The 17769-nt window shown below is 73.7% G+C and carries 12 protein-coding genes; 5 read left to right on the top strand and 7 right to left on the bottom strand.

Translation table 11 applies throughout. The features are described from left to right. The first annotated feature begins 27 nt into the window (after nucleotides 1-27). The gene (locus AC3EQ1_RS03325; RefSeq protein WP_432092704.1) at nucleotides 28-1233 is read left to right on the top strand and encodes an acyl-CoA dehydrogenase family protein; all 1206 of its coding nucleotides are present in this window, start codon (nucleotides 28-30) and stop codon (nucleotides 1231-1233) included. A gap of 365 nt (nucleotides 1234-1598) precedes the next feature. Here the strand turns inward: AC3EQ1_RS03325 and AC3EQ1_RS03320 are convergent, their stop codons facing one another. From AC3EQ1_RS03320 to AC3EQ1_RS03300, 5 genes are read right to left on the bottom strand one after another with little or no spacing between them, the layout of a single operon-like run. Beyond that, entirely contained in the window at nucleotides 1599-2186 is a 588-nt protein-coding gene (locus AC3EQ1_RS03320; protein WP_432092703.1) for a GAF domain-containing protein, read from the bottom strand. A gap of 41 nt (nucleotides 2187-2227) precedes the next feature. After that, complete coding sequence (locus tag AC3EQ1_RS03315; RefSeq protein WP_432092702.1) at nucleotides 2228-2848, bottom strand: GTP-binding protein; 621 nt, start codon at nucleotides 2846-2848, stop codon at nucleotides 2228-2230. After that, nucleotides 2826-3203 carry a DUF742 domain-containing protein gene (locus AC3EQ1_RS03310; protein WP_432092701.1) on the bottom strand — a complete coding sequence of 126 codons (378 nt, stop codon included), beginning with the start codon at nucleotides 3201-3203 and terminating at the stop codon, nucleotides 2826-2828. The genes AC3EQ1_RS03315 and AC3EQ1_RS03310 overlap by 23 nt, the downstream gene beginning before the upstream one ends. A gap of 2 nt (nucleotides 3204-3205) precedes the next feature. After that, nucleotides 3206-3658: a roadblock/LC7 domain-containing protein gene (locus tag AC3EQ1_RS03305; RefSeq protein ID WP_351512395.1), complete on the bottom strand. Its 453-nt coding sequence runs from the start codon at nucleotides 3656-3658 to the stop codon at nucleotides 3206-3208. A gap of 42 nt (nucleotides 3659-3700) precedes the next feature. Continuing rightward, complete coding sequence (locus tag AC3EQ1_RS03300) at nucleotides 3701-5659, bottom strand: sensor histidine kinase (RefSeq protein ID WP_432092700.1); 1959 nt, start codon at nucleotides 5657-5659, stop codon at nucleotides 3701-3703. Between the two features lie 254 nt (nucleotides 5660-5913). Between AC3EQ1_RS03300 and AC3EQ1_RS03295 the strand changes: the two genes are divergently transcribed. Beyond that, on the top strand, nucleotides 5914-7749 hold the full coding sequence (locus tag AC3EQ1_RS03295; RefSeq protein WP_432092699.1) for a transketolase: 1836 nt from the start codon (nucleotides 5914-5916) through the stop codon (nucleotides 7747-7749). A gap of 579 nt (nucleotides 7750-8328) precedes the next feature. Beyond that, on the top strand, nucleotides 8329-10575 hold the full coding sequence (locus AC3EQ1_RS03290) for a phosphoinositide-specific phospholipase C-related protein (RefSeq protein ID WP_432092698.1): 2247 nt from the start codon (nucleotides 8329-8331) through the stop codon (nucleotides 10573-10575). A gap of 192 nt (nucleotides 10576-10767) precedes the next feature. Here the strand turns inward: AC3EQ1_RS03290 and AC3EQ1_RS03285 are convergent, their stop codons facing one another. Then, nucleotides 10768-13197, bottom strand: a complete 2430-nt coding sequence (locus AC3EQ1_RS03285) for a GH92 family glycosyl hydrolase (protein WP_432092697.1) — start codon at nucleotides 13195-13197, stop codon at nucleotides 10768-10770. Between the two features lie 430 nt (nucleotides 13198-13627). Here AC3EQ1_RS03285 and AC3EQ1_RS03280 point away from each other — a divergent pair, with 430 nt between their 5' ends. Continuing rightward, complete coding sequence (locus tag AC3EQ1_RS03280; RefSeq protein ID WP_432092696.1) at nucleotides 13628-14938, top strand: NAD(P)/FAD-dependent oxidoreductase; 1311 nt, start codon at nucleotides 13628-13630, stop codon at nucleotides 14936-14938. Between the two features lie 317 nt (nucleotides 14939-15255). Continuing rightward, a complete protein-coding gene (locus tag AC3EQ1_RS03275) occupies nucleotides 15256-16122 on the top strand; it encodes an Fpg/Nei family DNA glycosylase (RefSeq protein ID WP_432092695.1) in 867 nt (288 codons plus the stop codon). Between the two features lie 154 nt (nucleotides 16123-16276). Here AC3EQ1_RS03275 and AC3EQ1_RS03270 read toward each other — a convergent pair whose 3' ends face one another. After that, nucleotides 16277-17725, bottom strand: a complete 1449-nt coding sequence (locus AC3EQ1_RS03270) for an amino acid permease (protein ID WP_432092694.1) — start codon at nucleotides 17723-17725, stop codon at nucleotides 16277-16279. Nucleotides 17726-17769: the final 44 nt, after the last annotated feature.

The raw sequence follows: 17769 nt of genomic DNA, 5'->3' as shown, positions 1-17769 counted from the left end.
CCTGGGGAAGCGCGGAGGAGGCTCGTCGTGGAACGCTTGTTGGCTCATGGCCATCACCAGGATCTGCGCGATCGCGTGCACGCATTCGCGGAACGCGAAGTACGGCCCCGAATAGCCGCGATGGAGGCTTCTCGCAGCGTTCCCCATGAGCTCTCGCGGCTCATCGCCCGGCAGGGCTGGATCGGCGTGACCGTCGATGAGGAGTACGGCGGCATGGGCGCCGGGCACCTGGCGAAGACGATCATCATCGAGGAGCTCGCCCGGGTCAGCGGAGCCATGGGTGCCATGGTCCAGGCCTCCCAGCTCGGCACAGCCAAGATCATCCACTATGGCAACGATGTCCAGCGGAAGACCTGGCTGCCCCGCATCGCCGCCGGCGAGTGCCTGCCGACCATCGCCGTGACCGAGCCGCAGTCCGGCGGGCACGTCCTCGGCATGGAGGGCACCGCCGTCCGCGACGGGGACGACTACGTCCTCAACGGCCGCAAGGTGTACGTGGGCAACAGCCACGTCGGGGACCTGCACGGCGTCGTCGTCCGCACCGGACCCGGCTCACGGGGGCTGTCCGCCTTCCTCGTCGAGACCGGCACCCCGGGGTTCTCGCTGGCGGAGCAGCAGCCCACACTGGGCCTGCACGGCTTCAGCTTCGGCGAGCTGATCTTCGACAACTGCCGGATCCCCGCCGCGAACCTGCTCGGCGAGGAGGGTGACGGCCTGAACGTCGCCTATTCCTCGAGCATGCTCTACGGCCGGGCGAACCTCGCCGCGGTGTCCCTCGGCATCCACCAGGCGATCCTGGACGAGACGACGGCGTTCTGCCTGCAGCGGGAGCGGTACGGCAAGCCGCTGGCCGGTCTCGGCTCCATCAAGCTCAAGCTCGGCCAGATGCAGTCCCGACTGATGACCGCCCGGCTGGCCGCCTACCACGCGGTGGACCTGCTGGACCACGGCGTGCCGTGCGACGCGGAGCTGATGAACGCCAAGCTGGTCAACGTCGAGTACGCGCTGGACTCGGCCCGCAACGCCATGGAGATCCACGCGGCCTGCGGCCTGTACACCGACCGTCCCGTCGAGCGCTATCTGCGCGACGCCTTCCACATCTTCGCCCCGGCCGGGACCTCGGACGTCCAGCTGCTCCGCCTCGGCGAGGTGGCGATGGGGGAGGCGAAGGGCGAATGGTCGGAGTGCCTGTCCGACGTGGTGCGGATGGACCGGCTGCGGACGACCGCCTGAGCCGTGCGGGGGGCTGGGACGCGACCGGCGTCCAGGCCCTCCGCACGGAAGGCTCTGCGCATGCTGCCCCGGCCGAGGGGCCCACGGCACCACTCGCGGCCCAGGAAGGGGCCATGGGCGGCCAACGGCCCGCTGCCCGAGCCCCGGGACCCTGCTGGGCCCGGAGCCCTGCGAACCTCTCGTGCTGCCCTGTGAGCCGCGCCGAGGCGTGCCGCGCCCGGGGCGGCCCGGACCGGGCCCGAGGGCAGGCGGCTCAAGTCGTACGGCGCCCCCGAGGGCACACGGCAGCCCACGCCCCCCGGCAGCGCACCGTCCGGAGGCTCACAGCCGCCCGGCAGCGCACCGCCCCGCCCTCGGCGGACCCCTCAGATCCCGGGCTCCTGCCGGTGGATCCGCCCGACCAGTTCGGCCGCCATCGACTTGATGGTCTCCAGCCCCTGCCGCCCCCAGGGGCGGGGCTCCTGGTCGACCACGCAGACCGTTCCCAGCGCCATCCCCGTGCGGTCGATCAGCGGCGCTCCCAGATACGAGCGGATGCCGATCTCGTCCACCACGGGGTTCCCCGCGAACCGCGGGTAGTCGCAGACGTCCTCCAGCACCAGGGCCTTCCGGCGCACTATGACGTGCGGGCAGTAGCCGTGGTCCCGCGCCATCACCCGTCCGGGCTGCTGCTGTTGCGGCACCGGCCCCAGCTCGACCCCCGACTGGCCGTCCCCCGCGGTGTAGAGGCCCGCGAAGTACTGACGGTGCTCGTCGATGAAGTTGACCATCGCGTACGGCGCCCCGGTGATCCGGGCGAGCTCCCGCGCGAAGTCGTCGAACTCCGGGACGGGGGTGTCCCCGAGCCCGAGCTCGCGCAGCCGGGCCACCCGGGCCGTCGCTTCGGCGTCCTCCGGGGTCAGCAGCAGATGGCCGGTCGGGTCGTAGGGCGTGAAGGGGGTGGGGGTGGACATGGAGGCTCCGTTCGGACTGCGGATTCGGCTGCGCCGTCGGGTCAGCGCAGCGGGTCGGGCTCGGCCACCGGGGAACGCGCGGCAGAGCTGATCAGGTGCTGGACGAGTGCCATCAGGACCCGGGTGCCGGAGTTGCACTGCCGGGCGTCGCAGAGCACGACGGGCACCTCCGGTCTGAGGTCCATGGCCACGCGGACCTCCTCCGGGTCGTAGTGGAAGCCTCCGTCGAACTCGTTGACCGCCACGACGAATCCGATGCCACGGCGTTCGAAGAAGTCCACCGCGGCGAAGCACTGGTCGAGCCGGCGGGTGTCCGCCAGGACCACGGCACCGAGTGCGCCGTTCGACAGCTCGTCCCACATGAACCAGAACCGCTCCTGGCCGGGCGTGCCGAACAGGTAGAGCACATGGTCCGCGTCGAGCGTGATCCGGCCGAAGTCCATGGCGACCGTGGTGGTCGTCTTGTCCTCGATCCCTTCGAGGCTGTCGGTCCGGGCACTGACCTGGGTGAGCAACTCCTCGGTGCTCAGCGGCTCGATCTCGCTCACCGCTCCCACGAGGGTGGTCTTGCCCACCCCGAAGCCCCCCGCTATGAGAATTTTCAGCGCGGTGGGAAAAGGGTCCGCAGTGGGCGCGAGGTCAGAGCCGTTTGCGAAGGCCATGCAGGACCGCCTCCAGAAGATCTCGGTCGGTCGGGGAAGCCGCCTCGACGGTGCGGGGCGCCCGGGTGGTGAGCGCCCCGCAGTCCACCAGGTCGGACAGGAGGACTTTGGTGACGACGGCGGGGAGCCGTATGTGGGCGGCGACCTCGGCCACCGACATCGGGCCGCCGCAGAGCCCGAGCACCTGGTCGTGATCGGGGCCGAGATGGTTCCCGGGCCGGGCGCCGGTGGCCATCACCAGGGTGAGCAGGTCGAAGTGCGCGGTGGGACGGGTGCGCCCGTTGCTGACGGTGTACGGCCGGACCAGTCGTCCCGCCGCGTCGTCCAGCCACATCCCGTCCCGCGCGTCCGCCATCCTCAGAGCCCCGCGTCGTGCGGGGATCCGCCGGCCGGGGGCGCGCCCACCGGCTGCCGCGCGGGCGTGGCCAGATACGGGCGGACGCTCTTGACCAGCATGGCCATCTCGTAGCCCAGCACGGCCGCGTCGGCCTCGCGTTCGGCCATGACGGCCAGACAGGCGCCGGAACCGGCGGTGGAGACGAACAGCAGCGTGGTGTCGAGCTCGACCACCACCTGCCGTACCTCACCGCCGTCGCCGAACCGCAGGCCGGCGCTGCGGGCGAGGGAGTAGAGGCCGGACGCCAGGGCGGCCATGTGGTCGGCGCTGTCGGTGTCGAGGCCGTGGACGGCCTTCACCAGTCCGTCGGAGGACAGCAGCAGCGCGTTGCGAGTGTGGGGTACACGCTGGACGAGGCCGGTCAGCAGCCAGGACAGGTCCGTGGACTGGCCGGTGCGCATGTCGCTCACCATGAGGGTGGTCTTCTCCTTGGGGAATGAGTTGGAGCCTGCGGTTCAGCGAGAGCGGTCGGCGTGGCCCTCGTCGGGTGCGTCGGGAGCCTCGGCAAGACTGACGCCCCGCCGGAACGCGGCCATCAGATTCGGGTCGTGCTCCGCCTCCTGCTCACTCCCCGTGCCGCGAGCGGTCGGCGCGTCCCGGAGCTCCGGGACGAGGTGCTCCTGGCGGCGCCGGCGCGGCAGTTGCGGCCGCTCCCCCCGGGCGTCGGCAGGATGGACGGGACCGCGGTCGCGGTGCGACGGCGGCTCCGGGGCGTGCGCCGGGCTCGGCACCGGGCCCCCGTGCCGCGGCGCCGGCCGGGGCGGCTCGGCGGCGCGGGCGTGCTGCTGCGGGATGGGCGTGGGCATCGCCAGCGGCTGCTGCTGTCCGGCCACCGGCTGAGGCGCCGCCGGCCGGGGCGTCTCCGCGTGGGTCACCGCGGGCCGGACCGGAGCCGGTGGGACGGGCGCCTCCCGGACGGGCCTTTCCCGGACGGGAAGTTGCGGGAGGTGCCCCGGCGGGACCGGCGGCTGCGCGGCCCCGGGTGCCGCCCGGTGCGGGGCCGGGGGCGGAGGCGCCGCCGGGCTCCCCGCGGGCCCGGCCGGGACCCCGGGCTGCACCGGGACCCCGGCCTGCACCGGGGGAGCGGGCTGCACCGGGGGAGCGGACGGCGCCGGGGCGGCGGGCGGCAGCGGGGACGCGGCGTCGTGCGGTGCCGTTGCCGCCGGTGCGGCGGCCGGGGTGGTCTCCCCGGGCTGGTCGCCCAGCAGGCTCTGGGGAAGTACCAGGACCGCCTGGATGCCGCCGTAGATGTTGCTCTGCAGCTGGACCGCGATGCCGTGCCGGCGGGCGAGTGCGGAGACCACGAACAGGCCGATGCGGCCGTCCCGCAGCAGTTCGCCGACATCGATCCGGTCGGGGTCGGTGAGCAGCGCGTTCATCCGCAGCTGCTCCTCGCGCGGCATGCCCAGACCGCGGTCCTCGACCTCGACCGCCAGGCCCGCGGACACCCGCTGGGCGCGGAGGAGGACCTGGGTCTGCGGGGCGGAGAACACCGTGGCGTTCTCGACGAGTTCGGCGAGGAGGTGGATCACGTCGGCGACGGCGTGGCCGCGCAGGGTGCCGTCGATCGGCGGTACCAGCTTGACCCGGGAGTACTGCTCGACCTCGGCGATCGAGGAGCGCAGCACCTCGGTCATGGTGACCGGACGGCTCCACTGGCGGCGGGAGATGGCGCCGCCGAGCACGGCGAGGTTCTCGGCGTGCCGCCGGATGCGGGTCGCCAGGTGGTCGACGTGGAAGAGACCCTTCAGCAGGTCGGGGTCCTCGACCTCGTTCTCCAGCTCGTCCAGGAGCTCGATCTCCCGGTGGACCAGGGACTGCAGGCGGCGGGCGAGGTTGACGAAGACCTCGACCTTCTCCTCGCTGCCCTCGGACTTGCCGCGGACGAGCTGGGCCGCCTGCACGACGGCCGTCTCGGCCTGGCGCTGGGCCAGGGCGAATTCATGGGCCAGCAGATCGAGGGAGTCCCCCGAGGGCTCGGGGAGGGGGGCCTGGGGGCGGGGCTGGAGGCGCTCACCCTGGCCCAGACGCCGTAAGAGGTCGTGGAGGTCGGCCTGGCCGCGGGCGCCGGCCCGGCGTAACGCCGTGTACCGGCGGGAGGTGCCGCGGGCCTCGGCGTTCGCGGCGACCGCGCCGCCCGCCAGGGCGCCGCAGCCGAGGAGGGCGGCCCCGGCCAGCACGCCCCAGGTCGTCCCGTCCGCGAAGCCCTCCTGGGAGCGGAGGACGAAGACCGTCGTGGCGGTGGACACGGCTCCGACGCCTAACGCGGGGAGCAGGGCCAGGCGCTGCATCCGGGATCTGATGGCGGAGTCGGCCGCCCCGTCCTGGGCCGGTGATCTGCCGTGCCTCTTCCCCGTCGGCGCCGTGGGCCGGCGCGGCTCCGGTCGCGCGGCATGGGTGGGGGGCTCAGGCATCGCAGTCCTCTCGATCAGCCGGCATGGAATACCGGGGCGCAGCACCGCAGGCTAACCGTCAACACGCGTACATAAACGGGCAGTTGGTTGCTTCGCTACCCTACGCCACCCTCATTAGGGCTAGGTAATCGCACAGAGGTCGGAAACCGTACCGAATATCGGTTCCAGGCGCGCCCTGGGGATTGATCCGCATTTTCCGGTGTGGAGGCCCGCCGGTGGGGTACTCGCGGCAGTCCCGAGCGCGGAGGAGCGCCATGGACCTCGAACAGCTGCGGGAGCTCGGCCGGCAGCTCCGCGTCGACGCGGTACGCGCCGCCGACGCCGCGGGCTCCGGTCACCCCACCTCGTCGATGTCGGCGGCCGACCTCATGGCCGTACTGCTGGCACGCCACCTGCAGTACTCCTTCGACCGGCCGGAGCACCCCGGGAACGACCACGTGATCTTCTCCAAGGGGCACGCCTCACCCCTGCTCTACGCCGTGTACCGGGCGGCGGGCGCGATCCCCGACGACGAGCTGCTGACGTTCCGCAAGGACGGCAGCCGGCTGGAGGGCCACCCGACCCCGGTGCTGCCCTGGGTCGACGTGGCCACCGGCTCGCTGGGCCAGGGGCTGCCCGTCGGCGCGGGCGTCGCCTGGGCGGGCAAACGGCTCGACCGGCTGCCGTACCGGGTCTGGGTGCTGTGCGGGGACAGCGAGCTGGCCGAGGGCTCGATGTGGGAGGCGTTCGAGCACGCCGGCCACGAGCGGCTCGACAACCTCACCGCCGTCATCGACGTCAACCGGCTCGGTCAGCGGGGCCCCACCCGCCACGAGTGGGACCTCGACGCCTACGCCCGGCGCATCCAGTCCTTCGGCTGGCACACCGTCGAGATCGACGGTCATGACGTCACCGCGATCGACGAGGCGTACGCCGAGGCCCGGAGCACGGCACTGCGGCCCACCGCGATCATCGCGCGGACCCTGAAGGGGAGCGGTGTGCAGGCCGTCGAGGACCGGGAGGGCTTCCACGGCAAGCCGCTGCCGGACGCCGCGGAGGCCATCGCCGAGCTGGGCGGCATCCGGAACCTGACGGTCGAGGTGCACCCGCCGCCCGAGGTCCGCGCCCCGCAGCGGCCCGCCACCTCCCTGGAGCTCCCGCGCTACGACCTCGGCTCGAAGGCCGCGACCCGTACGGCGTACGGGGAGGCGCTGGCGGCGCTCGGCTCGGCGCGGGAGGACATCGTGGCCGTCGACGGCGAGGTCGGCGACTCCACCCGCACCGAGTTCTTCGGCAAGGAGCACCCCGACCGGTACTTCGAGTGCTACATCGCCGAGCAGCAGCTCGTGGCCACCGGGCTGGGCATGCAGGCACGCGGCTGGGTGCCGTTCGTCGCGACCTTCGCGGCGTTCCTCACCCGGGCCCACGACTTCCTCCGGATGGCCTCGGTGAGCCGCGCCCGGCTCGCGGTCGTCGGATCGCACGCGGGTGTCGCCATCGGCGAGGACGGTCCGTCGCAGATGGGCCTGGAGGACCTGGCGATGTTCCGGGCGATCCACGGCAGCACGGTGCTCTACCCGTGCGACGCCAACCAGACCGCCCGCCTGGTGGCCGCGCTGGCGGACCGCCCGGGAGTCGGCTACCTGCGCACCACCCGCGGCGAGACCCCGGTCGTCTACGGTCCCGACGAGGAGTTCCCGGTCGGCGGCAGCATGGTCCTGCGCTCCTCGGACGCCGACCGGGTCACCCTGGTGGCGGCCGGGGTCACCGTCCACGAGGCGCTGGCCGCGGCGGACGCGCTCGCCGAGGAGGGCATTCCGGCGCGGGTGATCGACCTGTACTCGCTGAAGCCGGCCGACACCGCCACCCTGCGGGCCGCCGCCGAGGTCACCGGCTGCCTGATCACCGTCGAGGACCACCACCCCGAGGGCGGCCTGGGCGACGCGGTGGCCGAGGCCTTCGCCGACGGGCGCCCGGTGCCCCGGCTGACGCGGCTCGCCGTCCGCTCGATGCCCGGGTCGGCGACGCCGGACGAACAGCTGGGCGCGGCCGGCATCGATGCTGCGGCCGTGGTGGCGGCAGCGCGGCGCTTGGTCGACATGGCGGAGTGAGGTGCGACGGCGCCCCGGTGGGACAGGGCGAACCGAGCCGCCGACCGGGCCGTGGAAGGGCTGTCGACCGAGCCGTCGGCAGGGCCGCGTCTCGGTGGTCGGCGCCGGGCGGATGAGGGGCGAGCGGCTGGCGGGCCGGGGCCGCGAGGGTGAGCGGCTCGGCACCGACGGCCGGTCCGGGCCCGGATGACGTCGGGTGACCGTCCCGGCGGGCGACGCCCCTTGGCGGGGCCGGGGCTCAGCCCACCACACGCGCCAGGAAGTACGCGAGAAAAGCCACGACGGCCAGCCCGATGACGATCATCGGTGCCCACTCGCCCCAGTGCGCGGCCGGGGAACGGCCGGTCCGCCGTGGCCCTCTCCCAGCGCCGGGCGGCCTGCCGGGGCCGGGTGGCGGAGTCCTGGTGTCCATAAGCGCCGGGTGGGCGTCGGCCGGCCGTTCCAAACCTCCCTTCCGGCCCGCCGACCCCATCGGCGTACGGATCCCCCGCCGTGTCTCACCCGCTCGGACCCCACCACTGGCCGTCCCGCCCGGCACCTCCGAGGGTCGAGGGGTGGGGAGACCGCGGAGAGGGGACCATGAGTCGCACGCCCGTACCGGCGCCGGTCGGCAGCACGGCGCTGTCCCGCCGGCCGATGCGCCGCCGCGTCGTGCGGTGGACGGCCTGCGCCGTCCTGGTGATCTCCACCGTCGTCCTGGTCGCGGCCGGCACGGTGCGCAGCACCGCCCTCAACCGCGGCTACTACCAGGACGTCCTCGACGAACAGCGGGCGTACGACCGGCTCTACGACGAGGTGCTGGTCGACCCGGGGTCCTCCGACGTCGCCCAGCAGCTCCTGGCGCGGCTCCCCGTACCGCAGGGCGTGGTCACCTCCAACCTCAAGGCGGTGCTGCCGCCCACGGCCGTCCGGGCCCTGACCGACCAGCAGATCGACAACGCCGTCGGCTATCTGCGCGGCGACCGGCCCGCACTGCGGATGACGGCCGATCTGCAACCGGTGCTGGCCAACCTGGACGACCTGATCCGGATCTACTTCGGGGACCTGTTCGACGCGGTGGAGGAACAGCCCGCACCCGGCCTCGACGGGCTCGCGGCGGAATTCGGCCGGGGCTCCGGTCCGGAGCACGGCCCGGCCGGACCACACGAAACGGCCGGACCGCGGGCGCCGGACGGCTCCGGGGCGGCCGGGGGCCGGGGCATCACCGACGGCCGGCAGGCGCACCACGGCTCCGGGGCGGCGCGGGCCGTCGGCGGCCTCGACCGTCCCGGCGCCGAGGGGCTCGCCCTGGTGCGCAAGGCGCGGGCCCTCACCCTGCTCGGACTGGGGCCCGGCCAGACCCTGGCGGTGTTCCTCGGCGTCCTGGCGCTGCTGGTGTTCTGGGCCGCCTCACCGGGTAGCGTCGCCCGCCGGCTGACCGCGCTCGGCGCCGCCCTCGCCACCGGCGGGGCGCTCGCCGCGGCGGCCGTGGGCACCGGCCGGCTCTTCGCCCCGCACGCCATGGTCGCCCCCTCCCCGCACTGGCCGCGGTCGCTGGCACGACTGGTCGAGGATGTGCAGACCACGGCGGCCGACCGGCTGATGACCGCCGGATTGCAGGCCGCCGTCGTACCCCTGGCCGCCGGGCTGCTGCTCGTCGCCGCGGGCCAGGTGTGGGGCGCCTCCGGGCGGCGCCGGGCCGGGGCGGTGACGCCCCGTTCGCCCCGGGTCTGGGCGGTGACGGCGGGAGTCGCCGTGCTCGGCAGCCTGGGCGCGGCGCTCGCGCCCGCGGCGATGGGCGGCTCCGCGCCCCGCCGCTGCCAGGGCTCGTCCGCGCTGTGCGACCGGCGCTACGACGAGGTCGCCCAACTCGCCGAGTACAACGCCGTGCCGACCCCCGAGGACCGCTTCATCGGCCCGCTCCAGGACCCCGGCATCACCGGCCGGCTCGACGCGGGCGTCCGTGCGCTGCTCATCGACACCCACACCTGGGAGACGCCCGGCCGAGTGGCCGAACGGCGGGAGAAGTCCGGCCTCACCCCGGGCAACCGGAACGGCCTCTCCCCGCGCATCGAGCGGCTCAACCCGCCCCGCGGCGGACTGTGGCTGTGCCCTTCGGTCTGCCGCGGCGGCGCGGTCGCCCTGGTTCCCGCGCTCCGGAGGATCGGGATCTGGCTGGAGGCCCACCCGACCGAGGTCGTGACGCTGATCGTGCAGGACGGCATCCGTGCCCGGGACACCGTCCGGGCGTTCCGCGAGGCGGGTCTGGAACATCTGCTGTACGCGCCGGACGACGACCCGGGGCAGCCCTGGCCGACGCTGGGGGAGATGGTCGACAGCGGCCACCGGCTGGTGGTGTTCGCCGAGAAGGCGGACGGTCCCGCGCCCTGGTACCGCAACTTCCACCGCTACGGCACGCAGACCCCGTACGCGTTCCGCAGGCCGCAGGACATGTCCTGCACGCCGGACCACGGCGGCCCGGACAAGCGGCTCTTCCTCCTCAACCACTTCGTCACCGTGGGCGGCAGCCGGCTCGACGCGGGCGAGGCCAACAGCAGCCGCCGGGTCCTGGCCCGGGTGCGGGCCTGCGAGCGGCAGCGCGGCCGGCCGGTCACCTTCATCGCCGTCGACCACACCACGGTCGGGGACGCGCGCGGCGCCGTGGACGCGCTCAACGCGGCCCGCTCGACGGCACCCGTGACGGCACCCGTGACGGCGGGTACGACGGACGGCACGACAGCCGGCACGACAGACGGGCCGTCGGCCGCGGGGCCGTCCGGGGGCAGCCCGGCGGACCGCGGGGGCACGGACCGGGACGGCAGGGAGCTCGACGGAACGGAACCGTGACGGAACGGGGCGTTGACCCACCACCCTTGACCCACCACCCTTGGCCTGCCGCCTGCCGCCTGCCGCCTGCCGCCTGCCGCCTGCCGCCTGCCGCCTGCCGCCTGCCGCCTGCCGCCTGCCGCCTGCCGCCTGCCGCCTACCTGCCGGCGAAAGGCCACCCATGACCGGGCCCGCCGCCCACCGCCCCGGAGGTCAGCGGCCGGCGGCCGAGGAGAGCGACGGCGGCGCGTCCTCCGGGCGGGTGCCCCACGCCGAAGGGCGCGAGCCGACCCGGAACGCCAGGTCCCGGCCCGCCCGGATGTCGTCCGTGGTGATCCAGGTGCGCGCCAGGTTGCGTCCACCGAGGCTCGCCGACCGGACGAATCGCCGCTCCGCTGCTCCGGGTGCCGAGATGCGGAACCGGCCCTGCGGGTACCAGCGGTGGTCCAGCGCCAGGTCCACCCGGTCGAAGGCCGGTGTGGACAGCCCCCAGGTGGCCGTGCCCGGGAAGACCGGATACACCCCCATCGACGTCAGCACCAGCCAGGACGACATGGTGCCCAGGTCGTCGTTGCCGGTGACCCCGTCCGGGGCGTCCGTGAACTGCGTCCGCGCCGCGTCGGTCACCTCCGTCGTCCGCCACGGCTTGCCGGTCGCCAGATAGGTGTACGCGGCGAGCAGGTCCGGCTCGTTCCGCGGGTTGTACCGGTCCGCGTTGTAGTAGTCGTACGGGCCGCTGACCCACCGTTCGCGGGCCGTTCCGACCGGGTCGGTGTGCAGTGCGTCGTAGTCGAAGAAGGTGTCCAGCCGCCGCTCGGCCGCCGCCCGGCCGCCCAGCAGGGAGATCAGCCCCGGCAGGTCCTGCGGGACCAGCCAGGTGTACTGCCAGGACGTGCCCTCGTGGAAGCCCTGGCCCTTCGCCGGGTCGGCCGGGCCCGTGAACTTCCCCTCGGCGTCCCGCGGCCGGAAGAAGCCGGTGGTCATGTCGAAGACCTTCCGGTAGTTCTGCGCGCGGGCGGCGAAGCGCTCGGCGTCCCGGTCATGGCCCAGATCGCGTGCCATCCCGGCGAGGGCCGCGTCGGCCAGCGCGTACTCCAGCGTGGCGGAGCCGCCGTGCTGGTAGTCGTAGTCGCCCGGCACATTCTTCTTCCGCTTCGGCTCGTGCGGCACGAAGCCCCGCTCCAGATACTCCCGGTTGCCCTCCCGGCCGGTGTACGGGGAGGACTCGGGCGGCACCCCGTCGGCGTTCCGCACCAGGGCGCGGTACGTCCGTTCCTCATGTCCCGTCAGCAGTCCCTGCTGAAAGACGTTGGTGAGGAAGGGTGTCACCGGGTCACCGGTCATGATGTTCGTCTCGACCGGTCCGTAGCCCCACTGGGGGAGCCAGCCGCCCTGCCGGTCCACCGCCAGCAGGGACAGCGCCATGTCCCGCAGCTCCTGGGGAGCGAGCAGGGTGAGCAGCTGGCCCTGGGTGCGGTAGGTGTCCCACAGCGACCAGTTCTGGTAGTAGGTGAACCCCTGTGCGTGGTGGACCTTCCCGTCCCAGCCGGTGTAGCGGCCGTCGGTGTCCTGGCCGGTGTTGGGGTGCTGCAGGGCGCGGTACAGCGCGGAGTAGAAGACACGGCGCCGTTCCTCGGTGCCGCCGCGCACCCGCACCGGTGCGAGACGCCGCTCCCACGCCTCGCGGGCCGCCTCCCGGGCCTCGTCGAAGGAGTCCCGGCCCTCCGCGGCCAGATTCCGGGACGCCCCGGCCGGGTCCACGTAGCTGATGGCGGTCACGGCCTCGACGTCGCGGTCCCCGCCGGTGGTGTCGAAGCGGACGTATGCGCCCCGCCGGCCGGGCCCCTCGGAGGCGTCCGAACCGGCGGTCACCTTCGCCTTGTTCCAGGTGCCGTGGGCCGTGAACGGCCGGTCGAACCGGGTGATGGTGTGCACCGTGTACGGCTCGGTCCGCTGGCAGAAGCCGTTGCCGGTGACCGTGGCGGCCACCGTGCGGTCGTCGAGGATCCGGACCCGGCTGTCGGTCACCTTGTGCAGCGCCTGACCGGTGTTGAGCAGCACATTCGCCGTCCGGGTGGCCGGGTAGGCGAAGCGCTGGCGGCCGGTGTGCTGGGTGGCCGTCAGCTCGGCGGTGATGCCGCCGTACGCCGGCAGCTTGACCCGGTAGTAGCCGGGCGACGCGGTCTCCTCGTCGTGGCGGAACGGGGACGCGTAGACGTCGTTGTCGGTGCTGGTGATCTCGCCGGTGGTGGGCATGACGGGCAGGTCACCGCCGATGCCGCAGCCCACCCCCGCCAGGTGCACGGCCGAGAAGCCGCGGATCTTCGAGTCGTCCCAGTCGTAGCCGGTGGAGTGGCCGGTGTCGGGGGAGAGCTGCACCATCCCGAACGGCACGGTGGCGCCGGGGAAGGTGTTCCCGTCGTCCCGGGTGCCGATGAACGGATCGACGAGGTCGGTCAGCCGGGCCGGCCGGTCCTCCGCGGCGCCGGCCCATGGGGTCGGCCGGTGGTCTGCGGCGCCGGCGCTGGGTGCGCCCGGGGCCGCCGCGAGCAGGGCGGCCAGGGCGGCGGCTCCGACCGCGCCGAGCACTCCGGCCGGACGGCGTCGCGTCCGGTGCTCCCCGCGCTTCTCGGTCCATGCCATGAAGGGCCTCCGCACCCGAAGGGGGACAACGTTGTCAGAGCCGATTCAGGCTCGCTGCCCACCGTGGGCAAGTCAAGGACCGGCCCACCCCCGCGAGTTGGCGCGGAAGCCGGGAGGCCGACGGGGCGCAGCGGCCCGTCGGCCCGTCCGGGGGATTGTGGTGACGGCCCCGCCCGGAGGAACGTTCCGAAGCCGCCCGGCGGAACGTGGCGCGCCCCGCCGGAAGGGCCGGGCGCCGGCCCCGTTCCGCCCCGGCCGCCGGGGAACGGTCTACGCCACGGCCTGTCCGAACGCCTCCGGCACCGGGCCGGACGGCGCTCCGCAACCGGCCGGAAACCGCCGTCGGGGGCCACGTCCCCTGATTCGGTACCGGGGCGACGGGAACCCGGCACAGCGGAAGCGCACGCGCCGATCCGTTCCGGGAAGGACCATGAGCCGACCGCGCATCGTGATCATCGGAGCCGGCTTCGCCGGTTTCCACACCGCCCGCACACTGTCCCGCCTCGCCCGCGGCGCCGCGGAGATCGTGCTGGTCAACCCCACCGACTACTTCCTGTACGTACCGCTGCTGCCCGAGGTGGCGACCGGCATCCTCGAACCCCGCCGGATCTCCGTACCGCTCGTCGGCACCCTGCCGGACGTCCGCCTCGTCCTCGGCGCCGCCGACCGGGTGGACCTCGACAGGCGCCGGGTCGGGGTGACCGACCCCGAAGGCGGCCACCGGGAGGTCGGTTACGACCGGCTGGTCCTGGCGGCGGGCAGTGTGAACAAGCTGCTCCCCGTACCCGGCGTCACCGAGCACGCGCACGGATTCCGCGGCATGCCCGAGGCGCTGTATCTGCGGGACCACATCACCCGGCAGATCGAACTGGCCGGCGCCGCGGAGGACCCGCGGGAACGGGACGCCCGCACCACCTTCGTCGTCGTGGGCGCGGGCTACACCGGCACCGAGGTGGCCGCCAACGGCAAGCTGTTCACCGACGAGCTGGCCCGGCAGCATCCGCGGCTGCGGGACGAACCGCCGCCGCGCTGGCTGCTCCTCGACCTGGCGCCCCGGGTGCTCCCCGAACTCGCCGAGCACATGTCCGCGACGGCGACCCGGGTGCTGACCGGACGCGGCGTGGAACTGGGCACCGGCACCTCGGTGGAGGAGGCCGGCAAGGAGGGGGTCCGGCTCACCGACGGCCGGTTCGTCCCCAGCCGCACCCTCGTCTGGTGCGTCGGCGTCCGCCCCGACCCGCTCGTCGAGGAGCTGGGCCTGCCGACGGAGAAGGGGCGGCTCGTCGTCGACGAGTACCTCACCGTGCCCGGCCGCCCGGAGGTGTTCGCCTGCGGTGACGCGGCCGCGGTGCCCGACCTCACCCGGCCGGGCGACATCACCCCGATGACGGCCCAGCACGCGGAACGCCAGGGCAGGCGGGCGGCGCACAACATCGCGGCCTCCTTCGGGCGCGGCGAACGCCGCCCGTACGAACACCGTGACCTGGGCTTCGTCGTCGACCTCGGCGGCTTCCAGGCGGCGGCGAACCCGCTCGGGCTCCGGCTGGCCGGCCCCCTCGCCAAGGCGGTGACCCGCGGCTACCACCTGCTGGCGATGCCGGGGAACCGGCTGCGGGTCGGCGCCGACTGGCTGCTCGACGCGGCCCTGCCACGGCAGGCCGTGCAACTGGGCCTGGTCCGTTCGGACGCGGTCCCGTTGGAGAACACCGCCCCGGAGACCGCGCTGCTCCGGCGCGGCTGAGCGGGCGAAGCGGAGCCGGCTCCCCCGGTGCGGCGGTGCGGCGGTGCGGCGGTGCGGGGGCAGCGGAGCCGACTGCTCTGAGCCGGCCGCCCCGGTCCGGCCCCGGGCCGCCCCGGTCCGGAGCCGGGCGGCCCTGGGCCGGACCCGCCGGGCACTCCGGCGGGACCCGGACCTGTGCCCCAAGGCGACAGGACGAGCCCCGGGGCCGTCCCGTCGGCCCGCCGTCCACGGGGCGAATCCCGGGACCGGTGCCGCGCCGCTGCTCCACGTGACGGCGCATTCGTCCCCCTTCGCCCGTGCTGGGGCAGACTGGGGTCATGCCGGAACTGCCGGAGGTCGCAGCGCTCACCGGATTCCTGGCCGACTCGCTCGTCGGCCGGCGGATCGGGCGCGTCCAGCCGGTGGCCGTCAGCGTGCTGAAGACCTACGATCCGCCGCTGACCGCGCTGGAGGGGCGGACCGTCACCGCCGCCGCGCGGCACGGCAAGTTCCTCGACCTCTCGGCCGACGACCTGCACCTGGTGATCCATCTGGCCCGGGCCGGCTGGCTGCAGTGGCGGGAGAACCTGCCCGCGGCTCCGCCCCGGCCCGGCAAGGGGCCGCTCGCGCTGCGGCTGCACCTCGCCGAGCCCGAGGGCACCGGCTTCGACCTGACCGAGGCCGGTACGCAGAAGCGTCTCGCCGTCCACGTCGTCCGCGACCCGGCCGACGTGCCGGGCATCGCCCGGCTGGGCCCCGACCCGCTCGACGCCGCCTTCACCCGGGAGCGGTTCGCCGGGCTGCTGGGCGAGGAGCGCCGGCAGATCAAGGGCGTGCTGCGGGACCAGAGCGTGATCGCGGGGATCGGGAACGCCTATTCGGACGAGATCCTGCACGTGGCGCGGATGTCGCCGTTCAAGCTCGCCGCGAGCCTCACCGAGGACGAGACCACGCGGCTGTACGAGGCCCTGGGGAGCACGCTGCGGGAGGCGGTGGAGCGCTCCCGGGGGCTCGCCGAGGGGAAGCTGAAGGCCGAGAAGAAGAGCGGGCTGCGGGTGCACGGGCGGACCGGTGAAGCGTGCCCCGTCTGTGGTGACACCATCCGCGAGGTGTCGTTCCACGACTCGTCCCTGCAGTACTGCCCCACCTGCCAGACGGGCGGGAAGCCGCTGGCGGACCGGCGGATGTCCCGGCTGCTCAAGTAGCCCGCCACGCCCTCCGCCGGCTGCGCGCCCGCCCCCGCCCGCTGCCCCGTCGGCCGCCCGAAGGGACGCCGCCGGTTGCCCGAAGGGACCGTTGCCCCCGGTTCGTCCGCCCGACGGGCCGTCCCAGGGCCCGGCCGTCCCGGGCCCGGAGTGCTCAGCCCGTCTGCCCGGGGCCCGGCTCCCCGGTCCGTTCCGCCTTCGCCAGCTCGGAGTGGTGCCGGGAGTAGGTGAAGTAGATGACCAGGCCGATCACGAACCAGACGGCGAAGCGGACCCAGGTCTGCCACTGGAGGTAGGTGATCAGCCAGATGGAGGCGGCCACGCCGACCGCGGGCACGAACGGCATCCACGGGCAGCGGAATTCACGCGGCAGCTCCGGCCGCCGGTACCGCAGCACGATCACCGAGACACAGACCACCGCGAACGCCAGCAGAATGCCGATGTTGGTGAGCTCGGCGGCCTCGCCGATCTTCACGAAGCCCGCGATCGCGGCCGACGCGAAGCCCACGATCCAGGTCACCCGGGTCGGCACGTGCCGGGTCGGGTGGGTCTTGGCGAACCAGTGCGGCAGCAGCCCGTCCCGGCTCATCGAGAACCACACCCGGGTCACCCCGAGCATGAAGGTGAACATCACGGTGAGAATGCCGATGATCGCGCCGACCGCGATCACATCGGCGATACCGCTCAGCCCCACCGACTTGAAGGCCGTGGAGAACCCGCTCTCCGGGTCGATCTCCGTGTACTTCTGCATGCCGGTCAGCACCAGACAGGCCAGCACGTACAGCACCATCGAGACGGCGAGCGAGTAGAGGATGGCCTTCGGCATGTGCCGCTGCGCGTCCTTGGACTCCTCGGCCGCGGTGCTCATCGCGTCGTAGCCGAACACCGCGAAGAAGACGGTGGCCGCGCCGGTGAACGCGCCGCCCACCCCGAACGGGAAGAACGGGGTGTAGTTGCTGCTCTTGACGTGGAAGAAGCCGACGACGATGACGAGCAGCACCACCAGGACCTTCAGCACCACCACGATCGTCTCGAACCGCGCCGCGCTCCTGATGCCCAGGTTCAGCAGATAGGCGATGAACAGGCACAGCACCGCGGCGATCAGGTCCACCCGGTGGCCCGGGCCGGTGCCCGAGGCGCCCAGCATCCAGTCGGGCAGGTTCGCGCCCATCTCGTTGAGCAGGAAGTTGAAGTACCCGGAGATGCCGATGGCGACGACCGCGACGATCGCCGTGTACTCCAGCAGCAGGTCCCAGCCGATGAACCAGCCGGCCAGCTCGCCCAGCACCGCGTAGCCGTAGGTGTACGCGGACCCGGCCTTCGGGATGAGGCCCGCGAACTCGGCGTAGGAGAAGGCCGCGGCGGCGCTGGCCACGCCCGCGATCAGGAAGGAGATGAGGACGGCGGGTCCGGCCGTGCCGTTGGCGACGGTTCCGGCCAGGGTGAAGATGCCCGCCCCGATGATGCCGCCGACGCCGATCGCGGTGAGCTGCCACAGCCCCAGCGCCCGGTCGAGCCGTTCGGTCGCACCGCCCTCGGCCTCCGTGATGTGCTCGAGCGGCTTGCGGCGGAGTACGCCTTGTCCCATCCGGAGCCCGGCCACGAAATGTCCTCTCTCCGACGGCAGCTGACGGCGGCTCATCATGG

It is taken from the genome of Streptomyces sp. bgisy100, from assembly GCF_057709105.1.
The sequence above is the reverse complement of the archived record's forward strand: the minus strand, read 5'-3'. Positions and strand labels throughout refer to the sequence as shown.